Source organism: Pseudomonas sp. EA_65y_Pfl2_P78 (genome assembly GCF_963970495.1).
Classification (GTDB): Bacteria; Pseudomonadota; Gammaproteobacteria; order Pseudomonadales; family Pseudomonadaceae; genus Aquipseudomonas; species Aquipseudomonas baetica_A.
The window spans coordinates 189,047-206,562 of the sequence record NZ_CAXAON010000003.1 but is presented as its reverse complement, the minus strand read 5'-3'; the positions used below and the strand labels follow the sequence as shown (position 1 = coordinate 206,562).

At 60.1% G+C, this 17,516-nt stretch carries 21 protein-coding genes; 10 read left to right on the top strand and 11 right to left on the bottom strand.

Features of this window, described 5'->3' with window-relative positions; translation table 11 throughout:
• Nucleotides 1–7 precede the first annotated feature (7 nt).
• Nucleotides 8–1,225 carry an alanine transaminase gene (alaC, locus tag AACY02_RS04510; RefSeq protein ID WP_339430926.1) on the bottom strand — a complete coding sequence of 406 codons (1,218 nt, stop codon included), beginning with the start codon at nt 1,223–1,225 and terminating at the stop codon, nt 8–10.
• A 139-nt stretch (nt 1,226–1,364) separates the two neighbouring features.
• On the opposite strand from alaC, the gene AACY02_RS04505 reads away from it, so the two are divergent.
• The 3 genes from AACY02_RS04505 to AACY02_RS04495 all read left to right on the top strand — a co-directional run bounded on the left by AACY02_RS04505 (nt 1,365) and on the right by AACY02_RS04495 (nt 3,155).
• Nucleotides 1,365–2,027: a LysE family translocator gene (locus AACY02_RS04505; RefSeq protein ID WP_339430925.1), complete on the top strand. Its 663-nt coding sequence runs from the start codon at nt 1,365–1,367 to the stop codon at nt 2,025–2,027.
• A 67-nt stretch (nt 2,028–2,094) separates the two neighbouring features.
• Nucleotides 2,095–2,580: a GyrI-like domain-containing protein gene (locus AACY02_RS04500; protein ID WP_339430924.1), complete on the top strand. Its 486-nt coding sequence runs from the start codon at nt 2,095–2,097 to the stop codon at nt 2,578–2,580.
• Nucleotides 2,581–2,666: 86 nt separating this feature from the next.
• Nucleotides 2,667–3,155: a GNAT family N-acetyltransferase gene (locus AACY02_RS04495; RefSeq protein WP_339430923.1), complete on the top strand. Its 489-nt coding sequence runs from the start codon at nt 2,667–2,669 to the stop codon at nt 3,153–3,155.
• Nucleotides 3,156–3,283: 128 nt separating this feature from the next.
• Here AACY02_RS04495 and AACY02_RS04490 read toward each other — a convergent pair whose 3' ends face one another.
• Both AACY02_RS04490 and AACY02_RS04485 read right to left on the bottom strand, forming a co-directional pair.
• The gene (locus AACY02_RS04490) at nt 3,284–3,889 is read right to left on the bottom strand and encodes a pyridoxamine 5'-phosphate oxidase family protein (protein ID WP_339430922.1); all 606 of its coding nucleotides are present in this window, start codon (nt 3,887–3,889) and stop codon (nt 3,284–3,286) included.
• A 19-nt stretch (nt 3,890–3,908) separates the two neighbouring features.
• Nucleotides 3,909–4,394, bottom strand: coding sequence for a GNAT family N-acetyltransferase (locus AACY02_RS04485; RefSeq protein WP_339430921.1), 486 nt, complete (start codon nt 4,392–4,394; stop codon nt 3,909–3,911).
• A 236-nt stretch (nt 4,395–4,630) separates the two neighbouring features.
• Between AACY02_RS04485 and AACY02_RS04480 the strand changes: the two genes are divergently transcribed.
• Nucleotides 4,631–4,975, top strand: a complete 345-nt coding sequence (locus AACY02_RS04480) for a YciI family protein (RefSeq protein WP_047599621.1) — start codon at nt 4,631–4,633, stop codon at nt 4,973–4,975.
• The gene (locus AACY02_RS04475) at nt 4,968–6,197 is read left to right on the top strand and encodes an RNA polymerase sigma factor (protein ID WP_339430920.1); all 1,230 of its coding nucleotides are present in this window, start codon (nt 4,968–4,970) and stop codon (nt 6,195–6,197) included. The genes AACY02_RS04480 and AACY02_RS04475 overlap by 8 nt, the downstream gene beginning before the upstream one ends.
• 96 nt (nt 6,198–6,293) lie before the next feature.
• On the opposite strand, the gene AACY02_RS04470 is transcribed toward AACY02_RS04475, so the two are convergent.
• Entirely contained in the window at nt 6,294–7,148 is an 855-nt protein-coding gene (locus AACY02_RS04470) for a LysR family transcriptional regulator (RefSeq protein WP_339430919.1), read from the bottom strand.
• Nucleotides 7,149–7,237: 89 nt separating this feature from the next.
• On the opposite strand from AACY02_RS04470, the gene AACY02_RS04465 reads away from it, so the two are divergent.
• Complete coding sequence (locus AACY02_RS04465) at nt 7,238–7,669, top strand: multidrug/biocide efflux PACE transporter (protein WP_339430918.1); 432 nt, start codon at nt 7,238–7,240, stop codon at nt 7,667–7,669.
• 34 nt (nt 7,670–7,703) lie between these two features.
• On the opposite strand, the gene AACY02_RS04460 is transcribed toward AACY02_RS04465, so the two are convergent.
• Nucleotides 7,704–8,459, bottom strand: a complete 756-nt coding sequence (locus tag AACY02_RS04460) for an SDR family NAD(P)-dependent oxidoreductase (RefSeq protein ID WP_339430917.1) — start codon at nt 8,457–8,459, stop codon at nt 7,704–7,706.
• Between the two features lie 119 nt (nt 8,460–8,578).
• Between AACY02_RS04460 and AACY02_RS04455 the strand changes: the two genes are divergently transcribed.
• Nucleotides 8,579–9,475 (top strand): LysR family transcriptional regulator, encoded by an 897-nt coding sequence (locus AACY02_RS04455; protein WP_339430916.1) that lies wholly within the window; start codon nt 8,579–8,581, stop codon nt 9,473–9,475.
• Between the two features lie 39 nt (nt 9,476–9,514).
• Here the strand turns inward: AACY02_RS04455 and AACY02_RS04450 are convergent, their stop codons facing one another.
• Nucleotides 9,515–10,537 (bottom strand): transporter, encoded by a 1,023-nt coding sequence (locus AACY02_RS04450; RefSeq protein ID WP_339430915.1) that lies wholly within the window; start codon nt 10,535–10,537, stop codon nt 9,515–9,517.
• 275 nt (nt 10,538–10,812) lie between these two features.
• On the opposite strand from AACY02_RS04450, the gene AACY02_RS04445 reads away from it, so the two are divergent.
• The gene (locus AACY02_RS04445) at nt 10,813–12,435 is read left to right on the top strand and encodes a methyl-accepting chemotaxis protein (protein WP_339430914.1); all 1,623 of its coding nucleotides are present in this window, start codon (nt 10,813–10,815) and stop codon (nt 12,433–12,435) included.
• 283 nt (nt 12,436–12,718) lie between these two features.
• On the opposite strand, the gene AACY02_RS04440 is transcribed toward AACY02_RS04445, so the two are convergent.
• Both AACY02_RS04440 and AACY02_RS04435 read right to left on the bottom strand, forming a co-directional pair.
• Nucleotides 12,719–13,024, bottom strand: a complete 306-nt coding sequence (locus AACY02_RS04440) for a PepSY domain-containing protein (protein WP_339430913.1) — start codon at nt 13,022–13,024, stop codon at nt 12,719–12,721.
• Nucleotides 13,025–13,163: 139 nt separating this feature from the next.
• Nucleotides 13,164–14,291: a glycerophosphodiester phosphodiesterase gene (locus tag AACY02_RS04435; protein WP_339430912.1), complete on the bottom strand. Its 1,128-nt coding sequence runs from the start codon at nt 14,289–14,291 to the stop codon at nt 13,164–13,166.
• A 220-nt stretch (nt 14,292–14,511) separates the two neighbouring features.
• On the opposite strand from AACY02_RS04435, the gene AACY02_RS04430 reads away from it, so the two are divergent.
• Nucleotides 14,512–14,838: a DUF2025 family protein gene (locus AACY02_RS04430; protein ID WP_339430911.1), complete on the top strand. Its 327-nt coding sequence runs from the start codon at nt 14,512–14,514 to the stop codon at nt 14,836–14,838.
• A 126-nt stretch (nt 14,839–14,964) separates the two neighbouring features.
• On the opposite strand, the gene AACY02_RS04425 is transcribed toward AACY02_RS04430, so the two are convergent.
• The gene (locus AACY02_RS04425) at nt 14,965–15,279 is read right to left on the bottom strand and encodes an antibiotic biosynthesis monooxygenase family protein (RefSeq protein WP_339430910.1); all 315 of its coding nucleotides are present in this window, start codon (nt 15,277–15,279) and stop codon (nt 14,965–14,967) included.
• Nucleotides 15,279–15,983, bottom strand: a complete 705-nt coding sequence (locus AACY02_RS04420; protein ID WP_339430909.1) for a CTP synthase C-terminal region-related (seleno)protein — start codon at nt 15,981–15,983, stop codon at nt 15,279–15,281. Before AACY02_RS04420 ends, AACY02_RS04425 begins: the two co-directional genes overlap by 1 nt.
• Before the next feature lie 15 nt (nt 15,984–15,998).
• On the opposite strand from AACY02_RS04420, the gene AACY02_RS04415 reads away from it, so the two are divergent.
• Nucleotides 15,999–16,940 (top strand): LysR family transcriptional regulator, encoded by a 942-nt coding sequence (locus AACY02_RS04415; RefSeq protein WP_339430908.1) that lies wholly within the window; start codon nt 15,999–16,001, stop codon nt 16,938–16,940.
• Here AACY02_RS04415 and AACY02_RS04410 read toward each other — a convergent pair whose 3' ends face one another.
• The gene (locus AACY02_RS04410; RefSeq protein WP_339430907.1) at nt 16,941–17,465 is read right to left on the bottom strand and encodes a DUF1003 domain-containing protein; all 525 of its coding nucleotides are present in this window, start codon (nt 17,463–17,465) and stop codon (nt 16,941–16,943) included. It lies immediately after the preceding gene.
• Between the last annotated feature and the right edge of the window lie 51 nt (nt 17,466–17,516).

Genomic DNA, 17,516 nt, shown 5'->3' with positions numbered 1-17,516 from the left:
AAATGTGTCAGGCGCCGGTTTTCGGGACCAAACCATCGGCTCTGAACATCCCGCGAATCCCGCGTACCGCCTGACGAATCCGGTCCTGGTTCTCGATCAGCGCAAAGCGCACATGGTCATCGCCGTACTCACCAAACCCGACCCCCGGCGAGACACAAACCTTGGCCTCGGCCAGCAGCTTCTTGGCGAATTCCAGCGAACCCAAATGCATATAAGCCTGGGGAATCTTCGCCCAGACATACATCGAAGCTTTCGGGTTCTCGACCATCCAGCCCAGTTCATGCAGGCCCTTGACCAGCACATTACGCCGCTGACGATATTGCTCGGCAATGTCGAGCACGCACTGTTGATCGCCTTCCAGCGCCGCAATCGCGGCCACTTGCAGCGGCGTGAAGGTGCCGTAGTCGTGGTAGCTCTTGATCCGCGCCAAGGCGTTGACCAGTTCCGGGTTACCGACCATGAAACCGATACGCCAACCGGCCATGTTGTAGCTCTTGGACAGGGTGAAAAACTCCACCGCGATGTCCTTGGCGCCCGGCACCTGCATGATCGACGGCGCTTTCCAGCCGTCGTAGACGATGTCGGCGTAAGCCAGATCGTGGATCACCAACACGTCGTACTGCTTGGCGAGGGCGATGACTCGCTCGAAGAAGTCCAGCTCCACGCACTGCGCGGTGGGGTTGGACGGAAAGCCGAGGATCATCATCTTCGGCTTCGGAATCGAGCCGCGAATGGCCCGTTCCAGTTCGGCGAAGAAGTCCACACCGGGCACCAGCGGCACCGAACGCACCTGGGCGCCGGCAATCACCGCGCCGTAGATGTGAATCGGGTAGCTCGGGTTCGGCACCAGCACTGTGTCGCCCTGATCCAGTGTGGCCAGCATCAAATGCGCCAGGCCTTCCTTGGAGCCGATGGTGACGATGGCTTCGCTTTCCGGATCGATATCGACCTCGTAGCGTTGCTTGTACCAGTTGGAAATCGCCCGGCGCAGGCGCGGAATGCCCTTGGACGTGGAGTAACCGTGGGTGTCGTCACGCTGGGCGACTTGCACAAGTTTTTCGACAATGTGCGGCGGCGTGGCGCCGTCGGGGTTGCCCATGCTCAAGTCGATGATGTCTTCACCACGACGCCGCGCGGCCATCTTCAGCTCGGCGGTGATGTTGAAAACGTAAGGGGGAAGTCGATCAATGCGCGCAAAGCGGCGCGGCGAACCTTGTTCAGCCATTGTTGCCTCGGATAACGTAAGCGCCCGGAACCGTCCGAGCGACGCGGGTCACTGCGGTGACCTGTGGCGGAAGATAAGGTCAGTGATGGCATACTGTCCAGCGCGTTTTTTAACAATTTTTGCCCAAGGAAAATGGTTGATGGAATTCACCAGCGGCTTCTTGCTGAGTCTTTCGCTGTGCCTGGACATCGGCGTGGCCAACATCGCCATGATCACCCTGGCGATGCAGCGCGGATACTTTCAGGGCTTCGCACTGGGCCTGGGCACCTGCGTCGGCGACCTGGTTTATGCGGTGCTGGCACTGGCCGGAATGACCGTGCTGCTGCAATACGAAACCGTGCGTTGGGTCCTGTGGATCGGCGGTTCGGCGCTGTTGATCTACTTTGCGGCGAAGATGATTTATTCGGCAATTCACCACGAAGCGCTGCTCGCGCAAACCGCTGAAGTGGGGCACAACTCCCATCGCAAGGAATTCTTCCGCGGGATCTTTCTGGCCATGTCGTCGCCGAGCGCGATTCTCTGGTTTGCGGCGGTGGGCGGCACGCTGATCGCCCGTTCCGGTGGCGGTGGCCCGCTGAGTTCGGCGCTGTTTCTCGCCGGGTTCCTCTGCGCCGGGCTGCTGTGGTCGGCCGGTTTGTGCTTCGCTGCAAGCCACGGTGGCAAGCTGCTCGGCGACAAATTGCTGCGCTACTCATACATGGCATCTGCAGCGATCTTCTGCTATTTCGCGGTATACGTGATCGTATCGGGCTATAACGAGTTTGTCGGTTCGGGCGCCGTCGAGCAGTTGCACGCGCTGTAACCGTGCGAATCGGTTTGGGCTTCCTATACTCACCAGCCGAACCCCTATTTTGTTCCGGAGTCGAATCATGGATGAGCAAACACGCGTCGAAGTGGCGCAACCGCGCTTCGAAAATGGACACTTTCTGCTGATTGCCGGACTGGGCGGACGGTTTACTCAGGACACCACCGAGGGCATCCCGCAGCTTTGGGAAAAATTCATCCCGCACTTGGGCGAAATTCCGGGCCAGAAAAATGAAGTGACCTACGGCATCTGCTGCAATCCTGATGGCCAGGGTGGTTTTGAGTACATTGCCGGCGTTGAGATCAGCAAGCTTGACGATCTGCCGGAGCAATATCGCTGGGTCGAGATTCAGCCCCAGCAATATGCCGTGTTCGAGCACAAAGGCTCACTGGATCAGTTGCCCGCGACCTTTCAATACATCTGGAAAACCTGGCTGCCACAATCGGGGCGCGAAGCCGCCGATGCGCCGGAATTCGAGCGATACAGCGAAGATTTCAACCCCAGGATCAATGCGGGCACGCTGGAAATCTGGCTGCCGCTCAAGGCCTGATATCAATGCACGAGGCCGTTCACTGACCGGCCTCGGTGTTTGTGCTTTATGCTTGGCAGCCTTGTTTCCACTGATTTCGAGCTGCCATGAACACCCTTATCCGTAACGTCACTGCCGCCGACCTGGATTGCTGCTACGCCATCGAAACCGTTGCCTACGAAGGCGACGAAGCCGCCACCCGCGAGAAGATCGCCACCCGCATCGCCACCTGGCCGGAGGGCTTCATCGTCGCCGAGGTGGGCGGGGTCGTCGCAGGCTTCGTCAACGCGGGTGCGGCGTTTGATGTGCAGATGTCCGATGAGGCGTTCAAGGAACTGATCGGCCACGATCCGGCGGGGCCGAACGTGGTGATCATGTCGGTGGTGGTGCACCCGGATTATCAGGGCCAGGGCCTGGCCAAGCGCCTGATGGCCGAGTTCATCGAACGCATGCGCGGGATGGACAAGGCGACGATTCACCTGATGTGCAAGGAAAAGCACATTCCGCTTTACGCCGGGTTCGGCTTTGCCTACATCAAACCGTCCGAGTCCGATCACGGCGGCATGGCGTGGCACGAGATGATCCTGACCCTCTAAAAAACGCGCACCCCCCTGTGTACAAGCGGGCTTGCTCGCGAAGGTGCCGTTTCAGTCGATATCTACTTGGCTGACACACCGCATTCGCGAGCAAGCCCGCTCCCACAGGGGCAAGGGGGGGGGAGTGCTTAGTAAAGTGTGTCACGCACTCGCTTCGGTGCTTCGCGGTCGTAGCTGTCCGCGTCGAACTGGCCATCACTCAGGCGCTTGTGAAAGGCGCCCGCACTCGGTAGGGCAGAGCGCGGTAGATGCGTTTGAGGATTCCACGCATCCGAACGCACAAGCGCTTTAGAACAGTGGAAGTACGCCGCTTGCACGTTCACCAGCAACACGGTTTTCGCCGGTTTGCCATTTACCGCAAAACTATCCAATAGCTCCGGCTCAGCACTGATCTGCGCCGTGCCATTGACCCGCAACATCTCGCCAATCCCCGGAATGATGAACAACAGCGACACTCGCGGGTCGTGCAGCACGTTGCGCAAGGTATCGATGCGGTTGTTGCCGGGGCGATCCGGCAGGGCCAGCGTGCGCTCATCGATGATCCGCACAAACCCCGGCGCATCACCGCGCGGTGAATTGTCGAGGCCTTCGGTGCCCACCGAGCTGACGATCACCAGCGGCGAGACCCGCACCATCGCCTGATAGTCTTCGTTGAGAAAAGTGATCTGCTTGCGCACTGAACGCTCGTGAGGCAATCCGTAAATGGCTTCCAGTGCGTGGATTGAATCGATCATCGTGCATCCCCTCGATGATTTAGAAGAACAGCCCCATGCGTCGCTCGTAGCCGATCCGGCCCTTGTACGCTTCGCCGCTGTCGACGAAGCCGTGTTTGGCGTACAGCGCGATGGCGGCTTCGTTGTCGGCGTCCACTGACAATTCCAGGCCTTTGATTTCCGGCCACGCCTGGCGCGCGACCTCCGGCAACGCTTGCAGGCATGCCTTGCCGTACCCCTTGCCCTGTGCCCGATGATCGACCTGCAATGCATGCAACGTGGCGCTGTGTTCATCGGCCCAGGCCGGTAAAACCGGTGGGCGCTTGAGCAACAGGAACGCTACTGGCACTTCGTCCGCCAACAGCGCAAAACCCTTCACGCCGGGCGCCGGTTTCGACAGCAAAGTGTGCAAGGCACCGTGGATATCACCGGAGAACTTGATCTGCTCGGCGCGAATTTCAATGGCCTCGACCTGCTGACGCTGCAAGGCGTTGAGGCTGTCGTAGGGCACGAGTTTGGCTGACACGGGAATTTCCTTTTTCCTACAAAGATGAGCCCGGATTCTAGCGACTTTGCCCATCTCGGAAATTTTTTGTTTCGTCTGTCGATCTACCGATTCGCCGAACGACTAAAGGTGTCTTCACAACAAAAGATGGATAGGTGCCCCGGCTCGCCTATCTTCATGTTCGAGGAAATCGCCATCGAACCATCAGAAGCCCTGATCTTCAGCCATAGTTGATCCGTTCGAATCAGGAGAACGCCATGAAGTATTTATGCCTGGTCTACAGCGATGAGCGCTTGCTGCATTCGTCGCCCGACAGCCCGGAAGACGCCGAGTGCTGGGCCTATGCCGAGTCGATCCAGGGCAGCGGGCGGATGCTCGCGGCCGAAGCCCTGGAGTCGGTACAGACTGCGACCACCGTGCGCATGCGCAACGGCAAGTTGTCGATCACCGACGGCCCGTTTGCCGAAACCAAGGAACAGTTGGCCGGTTTCTATCTGATCGACGCCAAGGATCTCAACGAAGCGATCCAGGTCGCCGGTAACATTCCGGCGGCGCGGGTCGGCAGCGTTGAAGTACGCCCCGTGCGCCAATTGAATGTCTGAGGTCAGGGCGCGGGTCGAACAGGTCTATCGCGAAGACTCGCGGCGGATTCTGGCGACGCTGATTCGTCTGCTCGGCGATTTCGACCTCGCCGAAGAAGCCTTGCACGAGGCGTTCTTTGTCGCGGTCGAGCGCTGGCAGCATGACGGCGTGCCGGACAATCCGCGCACTTGGCTGGTGTCCACCGGGCGCTTCAAGGCGATTGACGTGTTGCGCCGGCGCGCGCGTTTCAAGGCTTCTCAGCCGCTGCTGCTGGCGCAACTCGAAGCGTTGGAACAGGCCGACTGGAGTGGCGAAGATGTGGAAGACGATCGCTTGCGGCTGATCTTTACCTGCTGTCACCCGGCGCTGGCGGCGGATGCGCAAGTGCCGCTGACTTTGCGCGAGGTCTGCGACCTGACTACCGAAGAAATCGCTCGCGCATTCCTGTCGGCGCCGGCAACGATTGCCCAGCGCATCGTCCGCGCCAAAGCGAAGATCCGTGATGCAAAAATCCCTTATCAAGTTCCCGGTCTGAGCGAATTGCCTGAGCGCCTCGACAGCGTGTTGCGGGTGATTTATCTGGTATTCAACGAAGGTTATTCGGCGTCGATGGGCGCCGAACTGATCCGCGAGGACCTGACCCGTGAGGCCATTCGGCTTGGGCGCTTGTTGATGGAGTTGCTGCCGGAACCCGAGGTCATGGGACTGCTGGCGCTGATGTTACTGCACGAGTCACGCAGACCGGCGCGCACTTCGCCGAACGGGGAGTTGGTGCTGCTGAGCGATCAGGATCGCTCGCGTTGGGATGCCGGGTTGATTGCCCAAGGCTGTGCGCTGGTGGAGCGTGCGCTGACTACGCGGCGGTTCGGGCCGTATTGTCTGCAAGCAGCAATAGCGGCGGTGCATGCCGAGGCGGGATCGGCAGGGGAGACGGATTGGCAGCAGATCGTCGGGCTGTATGACGTGTTGTTGCGGGTGCTGCCGTCGCCGGTGATCGAGTTGAACCGGGCGGTGGCGGTGGCTCAGCGTGACGGGGCCTTGGCCGGGTTGAACTTGATCGAGGGGATTCTGGATCGTGGCGAGTTGCAGGATTACCACTTGGCACATTCGGCGCGGGCGGAGTTCTGTCGGCAGTTGGGCAGGGTGGAAGAGGCGCGGGTGGCTTATTCACGGGCGCTGGAATTGACGCGGCAAGCGCCGGAGCGGCGGTTCATTGAAGCGCGGTTGCTAGCGTTGGACTGATCCGAACGGGGCGCTGGCCGTACCGGCCTCTTCGCGAGCAAGCCCGCTCCCACAGGGGATTGGGGGTGGTCATGGAGTTTTGGCATGGCCGCCACGCTATTCCAGCATCTTGCTCAATAACCAGCTCCCCGCTGGCCCCGGCGGATGCAGCCGCGACCACAAAGCATCGACAAACACCGGTTTCGGCCAGCCGCGCACGTTCAGTTCCACCAGCGTGCCGTTGCCGAAACGCCCCACCAGCCAGCGCGGCAGCGGTGCCCAGCCGAAGCCCATTTCGGCCATTTCCATCAGCATCAGGTAACTGGGCGCCGACCACACACGGCCTTTGGCGCGACTGTCGTATGGATTGACGATCGTCGCCAGGCGCAGTTCGCGATGTTGTTCCAGGATCGCTTGGTCGATGTGCTTGAGCGTCGTCAGTGCATGCTCGCGGCTGACGAACAGGGCGATGTCGGTGCGCTCGGCGACGGTGGAGGCCAACAGATCCGGCGGGTAGCTGTCTTGCATCTCGGCGAAGGCCAAATGCGCCCGACCGCGCTGCACCAGTTCGATCAAGTCGTCGCACTCGGCAATCAAACACTCCAGTTCCATATCCGGATAACGCTGCTCGAACCCGATCAATGCCGCTTCAAAACGCGCTGATTGATAGGTGTCGGAAATCGCCACGGTCAGCTTTGGCTCCACGCCTTGGGACAATTGCCGAGCGGTGATTTCCAGGCGGCTGCTGGCCGTGAGAATCGCCTCGGCCCGTTGCAGCATCACATGGCCGGCCGGGGTGAGGGTCGGCTTGCGGCTGCTGCGATCGAACAGTTGCAAATCCAGATCGATCTCAAGGCTGGCCACCGCTGCGCTGATGGTCGACTGACTGCGCCCCAGTTTGCGCGCCGCCGCCGAAAACGAGCCTTGGGTCGCCGCTTGAACAAACGCCAACAACACTTCCTGCGAGATCATCAACTATCGCCTTGATCGATGGTTATTGGTTATGAAGTATCGGTTCGGTGTTGGATCATGGCAACCACCTTCACTCAAGGAGTCAGGTCATGACTGCCAACAAATCCATCACTGAACGTATCTTGCAGGCTGTCGGTTTCGAACTGTTGGCCATTGTGATCTGCACACCGTTGCTGGCGTGGATCATGCAAAAACCATTGCTCGACATGGGCGCGGTGACGGTGTTGATCGCGTTGCTGGCGCTGGGTTGGAACGTGGTGTTCAACCGCTTCTTCGACCGCCTGCTGGAGCGCCTGCACATTGCGCGCAACGCTTGGGTGCGAGTGGTGCACGCCTTGTTGTTCGAGGGAGGCTTGATCGTGATGGGTGTGCCGCTGATTGCCGGGTGGCTGTCGGTCAGTTTGTGGCAGGCGTTTTTGCTCGACATCGGCGTGTTGCTGTTCTTTCTGCCGTACACCTATGTGTATCACTGGGGTTATGACGTGGTGCGCGAGCGGGTCTTGAAGACCCGCCCGGTCTGAGCAGCAAACGTCATCTGTGCCTCAGTCTTGAGGCTCAGAGAAACATGCCGCCCGAAGCCTCAACCCGTTGACCATTGATCCACTGCCCACCCGGTGACAACAGCAACGCCAGCGCGCCACCAATGTCATTCGGCTGCCCGGCACGGCCCAGCGCGGTGTTGCTGGCGACCATGGCGTTCACTGCTGAGTTGTCGCGCACTGCGCCGCCGCCAAAATCGGTTTCGATGGCGCCCGGCGCAAGGATGTTCACGCCGATCTGTCGTGCACCCAACTCCTTGGCCTGATAACGGGTCAACACTTCCATCGCACCTTTCATCGCGGCGTAGGCGCCGTAACCCGGCAGGCTGAAGCGGGTCAGGCCGCTGGAGATGTTGATGATGCGCCCGCCATCGTTGATCAGCGGCAGCAATTGCTGGGTCAGGAAGAACGGCCCTTTCAACTGGATGTTCATCAACAGGTCGAACTGCTCCGGTGTGGTTTCGGTGAACAGGGCGTGCACGCCGATGCCGGCATTGTTGATCAGGAAATCAAAGCGCTGACGTTCAAAATGTTTGAGCGCGTGCTCGACCTGCGCGGCGAAATCGGCAAAGCCTTCGCTGCGACCCACGTCCAGTTGCAGCATCACGGCGTTGGCGCCGAGTTGTTCCAGTTCAGTCACCAGCGCTTGGGCTTCATCGGCGCGGCTGTTGTAAGTGCCGATGATGTCGATGCCCTGCGCGGCGAGGTGCAGGGCGGCGTTTTTGCCCAGGCCACGGCTGGCGCCGGTGATCAATGCGATTTTGCGATTCATGGGACTTCCTCAATGGCGGTGAGTGGATGGAGCAAAGTTTATTTATCCGCCCTTAGGTGATAAACAGAGCTAAACCGGAATCACTGGTCGAATAAACCGAACAATCAGCGAGTGCCCCGATGAACAAACTGGAACTGCTGCGCACCTTCGTCCGGGTCAGCGAACTGTCGAGTTTCACCCTCGCCGGGGAGAGCCTCGGCTTGCCGCGTTCTACCGTGTCCGAGCATGTGCAGGCGCTGGAAACGTTGCTTGGCACGCGGCTGCTGCAGCGCACCACGCGCAAAGTGCAGGCAACACAGGACGGTTTGGTGTTGTACGAGCGGAGCAAGGATCTGCTTTCGCACATGGACGAGATCGAAGGCCTGTTTCGTCAGGACGAGGCCTCGCTGACGGGGCGGATTCGCGTCGACATGCCGAACATCCTGTCGCGGCGACTGGTCATGCCGCGCCTGCCGTCGTTCATGGCGCGCCACCCCAATCTGGAACTGGAAATCAGCAGCACCGACCGCCGGGTCGATCTGCTCAGCGAGGGTTTCGACTGTGTGGTGCGGATCGGCGCGCAGCCCGATCAATCGGTGGTAGCCCGGCATCTGGGCGACTTTCCCATGATCAACTGCGCCAGCCCCGCTTATCTGGCGCGCTACGGCGTGCCGCAAACGCTGGAGGATCTGGCGCGGCATCGGCTGGTGCATTACGTCGGTGTTTTGGGGGCGCGTTCGGAAGGCTTTGTCTACGAGGAGGGCGGCCAGGTCCGGCGTTTGCCGATGGCTGGCAGCGTGACGGTCAACAGCACCGATGCTTACGAGTCGGCCTGCCTGGGCGGTTTTGGTCTGGTGCAGGTGCCGCGCACCGGCATGCAGCCGCATCTGGATAACGGCGAACTGGTGACGGTGCTGGCGCAGTACACCGCGCCAGCCATGGCGATTTCGTTGCTGTATGCGCGGCAGCGGCATTTACCGCTACGCGTGCGGGTGTTCATGGATTGGCTCGGTGAGGTGATCCGTTCAACCCTCTGACCCACATCGTTGTCTGTGATGGGCACAAAAAAGAGTGGATCAGTAATCGCCACGTTTACGAAACGCCCAGCGCCCGGCAATCACGGTAAACGTCGCCACCAGCGCCACCAGAATCCAGAACCCTTGCGGGTCTTGCGACAGCGGCACGCCCCCCACATTCATGCCGAAAAAACCGGCAATGATGTTGATCGGCAACGCCAGTACCGTCACCACGGTCAAGGTGAACAGCGTGCGGTTGCTCTGTTCGTTGAGGTTGGCGGCGATCTCTTCCTGCAGCAACTTGATCCGCTCACCAAGGGCGGTGAGGTCGTTGATGATCAGCGCAAACTCCTCGGTGGACTTGCGCAACTCCTTCACGTCCTCCTTCTGCAACCACGGCGGCGGACGGTTGAGCAGGCGCAGTAAAGAGCCGGGTTCGAGCGCCAGTAATCGTTGCAAGCGCACCAGCACGCGGCGATTGGCACCGAGTTCGGCGCGGTTGGTCGACAGCCGCGAGGAGAGCAATTGATCCTCGACCTGATCGACGCTCATGCTGGTCTTGCGCACGATCTGGGTCAGCACTTCGCCCTGATCGCGCAGCAGGTGTACAAGCAATTCCGAGGGCGAGCGAAAGCGTTCGCCGGCCTTCACCGACGAGCGCAGTTTGTCCACCGAGTGCAACGGTTGCAGGCGCGCGCTGACAATCAGTTTGCTGCGCACGCAGACCCACAGCGTCGACACATCCGACGACACCATGCTGCTCAGGTTGAACACCACGTCGTTGACCACCGCCAACAGCGCCGCGTCGACATGCTCGATGCGCGTCGAACGCGAGCCCTCATGCAACGCTTCGAAAAATTCTTCAGGCAATTGCAGATGGCTTTTCATCCAGCGCTCGCACGCGGCGTGAGCCAGATTGAGGTGCAGCCAGAGGAATTCATTGCTGTCGCTGTCACCTTGCAGGCAGCGCAATGCGGTGGCCGAATCGATTTCGCGACCACGCTCACCCGGCAGAAAACGGAAGCCGTAGAGCAAGCCAAACAAGTCCGGGTCGCGATGACTGATATCGAGGCTGTGGTTCATGGAGGCTCGCTGCGAGGAGGGCGGTTGGCGCAGGGGTTACAGGTTCACCTGAGGGGCATCATCGCAATGTCACATGACGTTTGCGTGACAAAAAAGTGACGTCAAATCAAAGCGCTACCGGCGGTCGGGAACCTCTCAAGAACGGCTTTGGCGCGCCGATCACGGGTACGTTAGGTTGCGCACCGTTGGCCACGCCACGGTTCGCCGACAGGGAAGTCCGGCCACTTTTTCACGCCTGAAACAGGCGTGCCTCATCCCTGCCATGAGTACCTGCAATGCTGCAAAAATCCCTGAGAGCGCAAATTCTCGCCCTGCTGAGCGGCAGCCTGCTAGCGATGCTGTTGATCGCACTGGCCTGCTTTCATTTCCTGTCCAACGGCGTGCAGAGCTACAGCCGATTGATCGCCGGTCCGTTGCACACCTCGCAACTGATCGACGAAGCCAACCTGCAATTCAAAGTGCAGGTGCAGGAATGGAAAAACGTCCTGCTGCGCGGCAAGCAACCGGCGGATCTGAGCAAGTACTGGGGGCAGTTCGAAGATCGTCAGCGCGATGTACAGAACATCCTCGGCGAACTGGCCAGCCAGAAGAGTATCGATCCCGGTTTGAAAACCCGTATCGAACGTCTGCGTGACGAGCATCGCCAACTCGGTGCCGCTTATCAGAAGGGCCGCGATGCCTATGTGGCCGCCGGTGGCGATCCGGTTGCCGGCGACAACGCCGTCAAAGGTGTCGACCGCGCCGCCAGCGAGCAAATGAGCGAACTGGTGGCCGAGTTGCGCAAACAGGGCACCGAGCAATCGGTATCGATCAGCGCCGAAGCCGATCGCACCGTCTGGCTTGGGCTGTTGGTGATGCTCGCGTCGGGCCTGTTGATCGGTGTGTTGAGCCTGTGGCTGGTCAACCGCAACCTGGTTGAGCCGATCCGCAAGCTGATTGATTACGTGACCCAGTTGAGTCGCGGCAAACTGGCCGAGCGTGTGGTCAGCGACCGTCAGGACGAGTTGGGCAACCTCGCGGCCGCCGCCAACACCCTGCGTGATTTCCTTGCTGAAACCTTCACTCGCCTGCAACGCAGCGCCAGCGATCTGGACAGCGCCAGCGGCGAATTGAACGCCATCGCCACCACCATGGCCGGCGGCACCAACGAGCAGTTCAACCGCACCGATCAGGTGGCCACGGCAATGAACGAAATGTCCGCCACCGCCCAGGAAGTCGCGCGTCACGCGGCTGACGCTGCGCGTGCTGCCGACGATGCCGACCAGTCTGCCCAACAGGGTGAAAAGGTCATGCAGAGCACCATCCACTCCATCACCCAGATGCGCAGCGAAATCACCAACACCGCCACGGTGATCCGTCGTCTCGAAGCCGACAGCGGCCGTATCGGCAAAGTGCTGGAAGTGATTCGGGGCATCGCCGAGCAAACCAACCTGCTGGCGCTGAACGCGGCAATCGAAGCGGCGCGGGCCGGTGAGGCAGGGCGCGGTTTTGCCGTAGTGGCTGACGAAGTGCGCAACCTGGCGCAGCGCACGGCGGAGTCGATCATCGAGATTAACCAGATCATCCAGAACGTGCAGACCGGTGCTGTGGACGCCGCGCAAGCCATTGACAGCGGCCAGGCGCGCAGCGACGAAAGCGTTGAGCAAGTCACTCAGGCCGGCGCGATGCTGGAGCGCATCACCCACGCCGTCGAAGCAATCCGCGACATGAACCGCCAGATCGCCACGGCGGCCGAAGAGCAGACGTCGGTGGCCGAGGACATCTCGCGCAACCTGACCGAGATCACTTCGATTGCCAGCACCAACCTCGACAACGTGCAGCGCACCGAAAGCGCCAGCCAGAACCTGCACGGCCTGTCCGGGCAACTGAACGAAGTCACCGCACGCCTGAGTGCCTGACTCGTTGGCTGTGTACCGGATCGGATACCGAGACGGTACACAGTCAATCTCAATTGGCGGCGAGCATGATCGATGACCGGTTATCTATAACCGGCATTGGAGCATTCCCATGGTCGGCCTCAGTTCTGTATCGATCAATCAAACCCCGCCACGGCGACCCGCAAAACGTCGATCAGCGAAGTCAGTGAAGACACCTCCACCACGGCGTCGGCCAGCACCTTTGCTGTCAGGCACAAAAAAGCCGCGCGATCCAGTGATCGAGCGGCTTGGTGTGCAAGGTGTATCAGCTATCCAGTTTGTTGCTCAGCACCTTGCCGGTGGTGGCATCAAAGTCCACGTCGTACTCTTTGCCGTCGGCAGTTTTGAGTTCGACTTCGTACTCATAACCGTTGAAGTGGTTATCCAGATCGGTGTCGGTGATGGTCGCCCCCGGGTGCAGTTTCAGCGCTTCCTGGTTCATGCTTTCCAGCGATTTGATCTTGCCGGATTTGACCAGTTCGGGGATCTGATCGACACGCACATCAGCCTGGGCCAGGCCTGCGCTGAGGGTCAGAGCGGCGGCGGCAAACAGGGCAGTCAACGTTTTCATCGGGTCATTCCTTGGGTTGTTTGTTGAAGTGGCCTCAGGTTAACCACCGCAACTTAATTCACCCTTAAAACACCGCATCGTCCGCAGAATGCTCTTGTGGGAGCGAACCGGCTCGCGATGCGGACACCCCGGTGGCCGATCAAAAGCCGTTGTTCTTCAACACCTGATCAACACTGGCCGCTGCCGGGCGTTTGTAGAACTTCAACAGTTCGCTGGCGCGGTTGGTGAAGATGCCATCGACGCCTGCGGCCATGACCTTCTCGAAGTCCACCGGCTCATCGGCGGTGTAGACGTGCACCAGCAAGCCTTGATCGTGGGTGTATTGGTTCATCCAAGGCTGCACCAGATCCGAGTAGCTCTGGTCGCCGCCATGGGTCAGCTTCGCCGAAGGGCCGGTACCGATGGCACCATGCGCCTTGGCGAAGTCGACCCACTGCTTGAACTCGGCATCGGACTTCGGTTCCTGTTTACCGTAAAACGCGTTTTTGTCCTTCTCGCCAGACTCGGCAAAAGTCACCTTGGATTTCGGCTCCATGCCGCCTTCGCCCACCCACAGCAGCAGGATTTTCGGCACTTGCGGCATTTCCTTTTGCAGCAGTTCGAGGCTGTTCTTCTCGAACGTTTGCAAGATCACCCGGCCTTTACCCTGACCGACGCTCGTTTCGCTCTTCGCCAGTTTCGAACCTGCCCGGCTCAACCAGCCGCGATCCTGCAGTTTCTCTTTCAGATCGTGTTCGATCCCGGGGAACAGTTGCGGCTCTTTGGTCTCGATATACAGACCAGGTTTGTGCGCTGGGTTGGCCTGGGCAATATTGATGATTTCATCGAGGGTCAGAATTTTCAGCCCCGCGTAAGACGAGCGTGCGCGATCCGGGTAGGCCTTGTTGTACCAGCTACCGGCGTCGAGGGTTTTCAGCTCGGCCATGGTGAAGGCATTGGCCGGACTGTCTTTACGATCCGGGAATTTGGTCGCGACGTCGGTGGTGCGTTGCAGGTTGTTGTCGTGCAGGGCGAACAGCACGCCGTCCTTGCTGCGCTGCAAATCCATTTCCAGGTAGTCGGCACCCAGATCACGGGCCAGTTTGTAGGAAGCGGCGGTGGATTCCGGGGCGTCGAAGGACGCGCCACGGTGGGCAATCACCGCCGGATGTGGAATGCCATGAGCGGCGGCGACTGCAGCAGGATCAGTCTGGCTGGCGGCATGCGCCTGACCAAGTCCGAGCAGCAGGCTTAGCATGAGGGCGCTTTTGGTGAACGTGGCGGGCATGTTCGAGTTCCTTTCGCAGGGCAGTTTCAAAGACGTACCTTTTAACAACTGAATCGATTGCCCGCCATCGCCAGACCGACATAAACGTATTAAAAGCGATTTTTCCTGCACTTTTGTGGCGCCGTTTGCAGTACGCTTGCCCTCGGCAGACGCTCCGGCAGAGAGCGCGCCGTCCAATGCCCTGCGTGTAAACCATCGATCATTTTTCGTGAGGTTTATCATGCACATCACCTCCCAACTCATCTGCCAGGCCGCCGACGACCTCAAAGGCTTTGTTGGCCTGAACCGCAAAACCGGTCAGTACATCGTGCGTTTCAGCGAAGATTCGTTCGGCATGGACGTGGCCGACGACGGCATTATTCCCGCCAGTGAATTCGTCTGGGCACCCGCGTCGCCGCAGACCATGACGCTTAAACGCGAGTTGATTCAGTTGTTGCTGGATCAGAATGTCGATGACCGCCTCAACATCACCGAGCCGTTGCGCGTTTACATGCACAAGCGCGAAGTACCAGAGATTGTGGCGGTGCGCAGTCTGGTGCGGGGCTGAGGGTTTTTCGTGACGGTGAGTGCCTCTTCGCGAGCAAGTCCGCTCCCATACGGGCTCTGTGGCGCTCACCAATCACCTGCGGGAGCGGGCTTGCTCGCGAAGGCGGCCTAAAGCACGGCACAGCACCTACTGCCCAAACCGATACTCACGCTCAACCCTGCACACCCGCGTATGGAACGCCGAATACCAGATCGAGCGCCCTCGTTCCTGGATCACCCGATGCTCAGGATTTTGTCGCCACGCTAAAATCGCCGCCTCACTCTCCCAGTACGAAACCGTGATCCCGACACCATCCGGCCCGCGAATCGAATCAATTCCAAGAAACCCCGGCTGTGCGCCCACCAACGCCATCATGCGCTCGGACGCCTCGGCATAACCGTTGTCGCCCTCGGTGCGGGTTGAATTGAAAATCACCGCGAAACAATCTGTAGTCGGCTTCATCAACGTTGCTCCTTGCAAGCCTCGACAAACGCTCGCACCAACGGCGGCATCTGGCCCTTGAGAGCCGCACGTTCCGGTTGAAACAACGTTGCGACAAAAAAACGATGATCCTTGAGTTCGAATGCCCGCAAATCCCCCGCTGAATCATGCCCCACCGCCTGGAGCTGATGTTTGAGAAGGTCACTCGCGTAGTGTGGATTCACACCGTAGCGGCAGCGATAGCCTTCATGAATCTGCGACGTTTCGTACGCTTGGGCGATCAACGAACCGGGCAGCAGATGAATGCTGTCCACGGCGTCGATCAGCGAGCAGATCAGAGGCGTGAGCACGGCTCGCTCTGAATCGGGTGAGGTTTCGCCATGCTCAGCGTCGGCCCAGCCCAGCACATGGCGGGAAAATTCCAGCACGGCATGCTGAAAACCGCCGCAAGTGCCGAGGAAAGGGCGCTGCTGCTCGCGGGCAAAACGGATCGCCCGCAGTGCGCCAGCTTCACTTTTGTAAGGACTGGCCGGCACGCACCAGAAACCGTCGAAGCCTTCCAGTGGTGTATCGGCGTGGATGTGTTCGGTGGCCAACCAGTCCAATTGCACAGGTTGGCCGAGGTGTTCGGCGACCAGACCGAGTGCCACGGGGATGGCTTGATGGGCGGTGACTAGCGGGTCGTAATCGCCGATCAGGGCAATGCGGATGACGCGGCTTTCCATGGGGGTTCCCTGCGCTTGTTGATTGATGGCGCCGACTATAGATTGGCGTTCACGCACTCAATATTGGCGTTTATCCAAGTGATCAATGCACCGACGCACTATCGGCTCGACTATCCGGATCTAACCCTGATCCTCGCTTTGGTGCGCGGCGGCTCTCTGGCCCGGGCCTCACAGCTGCTGAAGGTTGACGTGTCGACGGTGTTCCGCGCCGTGCGCCGTCTGGAGGCTGCCCTTGGCCGCGAATTGTTTGAAAAAAGCCGCACCGGCTATTTACCGACGACGCTTGCACAGACGCTGGCCGAGCAGGCCGAACGTGCCGAGCAAGCACTGGACGCCGCGCGGATCGGCGTGGAGCAGGGGGGCGAAGTGATCAGCGGCACGGTGCGCCTGACGTGTACCGACTCGGTGTTGCAAGGCTTGCTGCTGCCGGCGCTGGCGCAGTTCATGCCCAACTATCCGGCGCTGACCCTCGAATTGAGCACCTCCAACGATTTCGCCAACCTTAGCCGTCGTGACGCCGACATTGCCCTGCGCCTGACGCGCACACCGCCGCAACATCTGGTCGGACGGCAACTGGCGAAGATTTCCTACCGGGTCTGCGCCAGCGCGCGCTACTTGGACAGCGTCGATGCTTCGGATCTGACAGCGCTGACCTGGATCGCCCCGGATGACTTTCTGCCCGATCATCCGACGGTCGCCTGGCGTCGTCAGCACTTGCCCGGCGTGACCCCGGGCTATCGCTGCAACAGCATGCTGTCCGTCACTGAACTGGTGCGCGCCGGCCTTGGTGTCGCGGCGTTGCCGGACTTCTTGATCAGTGACGGTTTGCAGGCATTGAGCGAGCCGTTGCAGGGCTACGACACCGCCCTGTGGTTGCTGACCCGCCCGGATTGCCGGGCGTTGCGCTCGGTGGTCACACTGTTTGATGAGCTCGGGCGAGCCCTGCGTCTGTCCTGATCAACGTAGTGCGTTCTGACACACATGCGCGTGTAACTCTTTGGTCAGACCTTCGATGCGTTCGCTCAGGTCTCTGGTCATTTCGGTGAGGCGGGTGTTTTGTTCCAGCAGTTCAAGCAATTGCGCGGTGTTCTTCGCGGCCTGGGCCTGGCGCTCGGTGTTGGCTTGCGCCAGGGCTTCACGGTGCTGCGCGTCAGCGTCGGCTTGCGCCTTGTCGCGTGCAGCCTGACGGGTTTGCGCCAGCAGGATCAACGGCGCGGCATAAGCGGCCTGCAAGCTGAACGCCAGGTTCAGCAGGATGAACGGGTAGACGTCGAATTGCGTCACACCCCACACGTTGAGGCCGATCCACACCGCGACAATCAATGTTTGTGCGCCAAGGAACAGAGGCGTGCCGAAGAACCGCGCAAATGCCTCGGCCCGCAGCGCGAATTTGTCGTTGCCGAAGGTTGTGGCGAGGTGGGCGTGAGGGCGGTGGAAGCGCAGGTGGTCGGTGGCAGGTGTTTCAGCTTTTTCAGTGGTCATGATGCACTCGGCAGGGCTTGGGACGTTCAGTCACTATAGCGCTGCGTTTTG

Coding starts and splice junctions, on each gene's coding strand:
- alaC (WP_339430926.1), bottom strand. CDS start 1,225: ATGGCTGAACAAGGTTCGCCGCGCCGCTTTGCGCGCATTGATCGACTT.
- AACY02_RS04505 (WP_339430925.1), top strand. CDS start 1,365: ATGGAATTCACCAGCGGCTTCTTGCTGAGTCTTTCGCTGTGCCTGGAC.
- AACY02_RS04500 (WP_339430924.1), top strand. CDS start 2,095: ATGGATGAGCAAACACGCGTCGAAGTGGCGCAACCGCGCTTCGAAAAT.
- AACY02_RS04495 (WP_339430923.1), top strand. CDS start 2,667: ATGAACACCCTTATCCGTAACGTCACTGCCGCCGACCTGGATTGCTGC.
- AACY02_RS04490 (WP_339430922.1), bottom strand. CDS start 3,889: ATGATCGATTCAATCCACGCACTGGAAGCCATTTACGGATTGCCTCAC.
- AACY02_RS04480 (WP_047599621.1), top strand. CDS start 4,631: ATGAAGTATTTATGCCTGGTCTACAGCGATGAGCGCTTGCTGCATTCG.
- AACY02_RS04475 (WP_339430920.1), top strand. CDS start 4,968: ATGTCTGAGGTCAGGGCGCGGGTCGAACAGGTCTATCGCGAAGACTCG.
- AACY02_RS04470 (WP_339430919.1), bottom strand. CDS start 7,148: ATGATCTCGCAGGAAGTGTTGTTGGCGTTTGTTCAAGCGGCGACCCAA.
- AACY02_RS04465 (WP_339430918.1), top strand. CDS start 7,238: ATGACTGCCAACAAATCCATCACTGAACGTATCTTGCAGGCTGTCGGT.
- AACY02_RS04460 (WP_339430917.1), bottom strand. CDS start 8,459: ATGAATCGCAAAATCGCATTGATCACCGGCGCCAGCCGTGGCCTGGGC.
- AACY02_RS04455 (WP_339430916.1), top strand. CDS start 8,579: ATGAACAAACTGGAACTGCTGCGCACCTTCGTCCGGGTCAGCGAACTG.
- AACY02_RS04450 (WP_339430915.1), bottom strand. CDS start 10,537: ATGAACCACAGCCTCGATATCAGTCATCGCGACCCGGACTTGTTTGGC.
- AACY02_RS04445 (WP_339430914.1), top strand. CDS start 10,813: ATGCTGCAAAAATCCCTGAGAGCGCAAATTCTCGCCCTGCTGAGCGGC.
- AACY02_RS04440 (WP_339430913.1), bottom strand. CDS start 13,024: ATGAAAACGTTGACTGCCCTGTTTGCCGCCGCCGCTCTGACCCTCAGC.
- AACY02_RS04435 (WP_339430912.1), bottom strand. CDS start 14,291: ATGCCCGCCACGTTCACCAAAAGCGCCCTCATGCTAAGCCTGCTGCTC.
- AACY02_RS04430 (WP_339430911.1), top strand. CDS start 14,512: ATGCACATCACCTCCCAACTCATCTGCCAGGCCGCCGACGACCTCAAA.
- AACY02_RS04425 (WP_339430910.1), bottom strand. CDS start 15,279: ATGAAGCCGACTACAGATTGTTTCGCGGTGATTTTCAATTCAACCCGC.
- AACY02_RS04420 (WP_339430909.1), bottom strand. CDS start 15,983: ATGGAAAGCCGCGTCATCCGCATTGCCCTGATCGGCGATTACGACCCG.
- AACY02_RS04410 (WP_339430907.1), bottom strand. CDS start 17,465: ATGACCACTGAAAAAGCTGAAACACCTGCCACCGACCACCTGCGCTTC.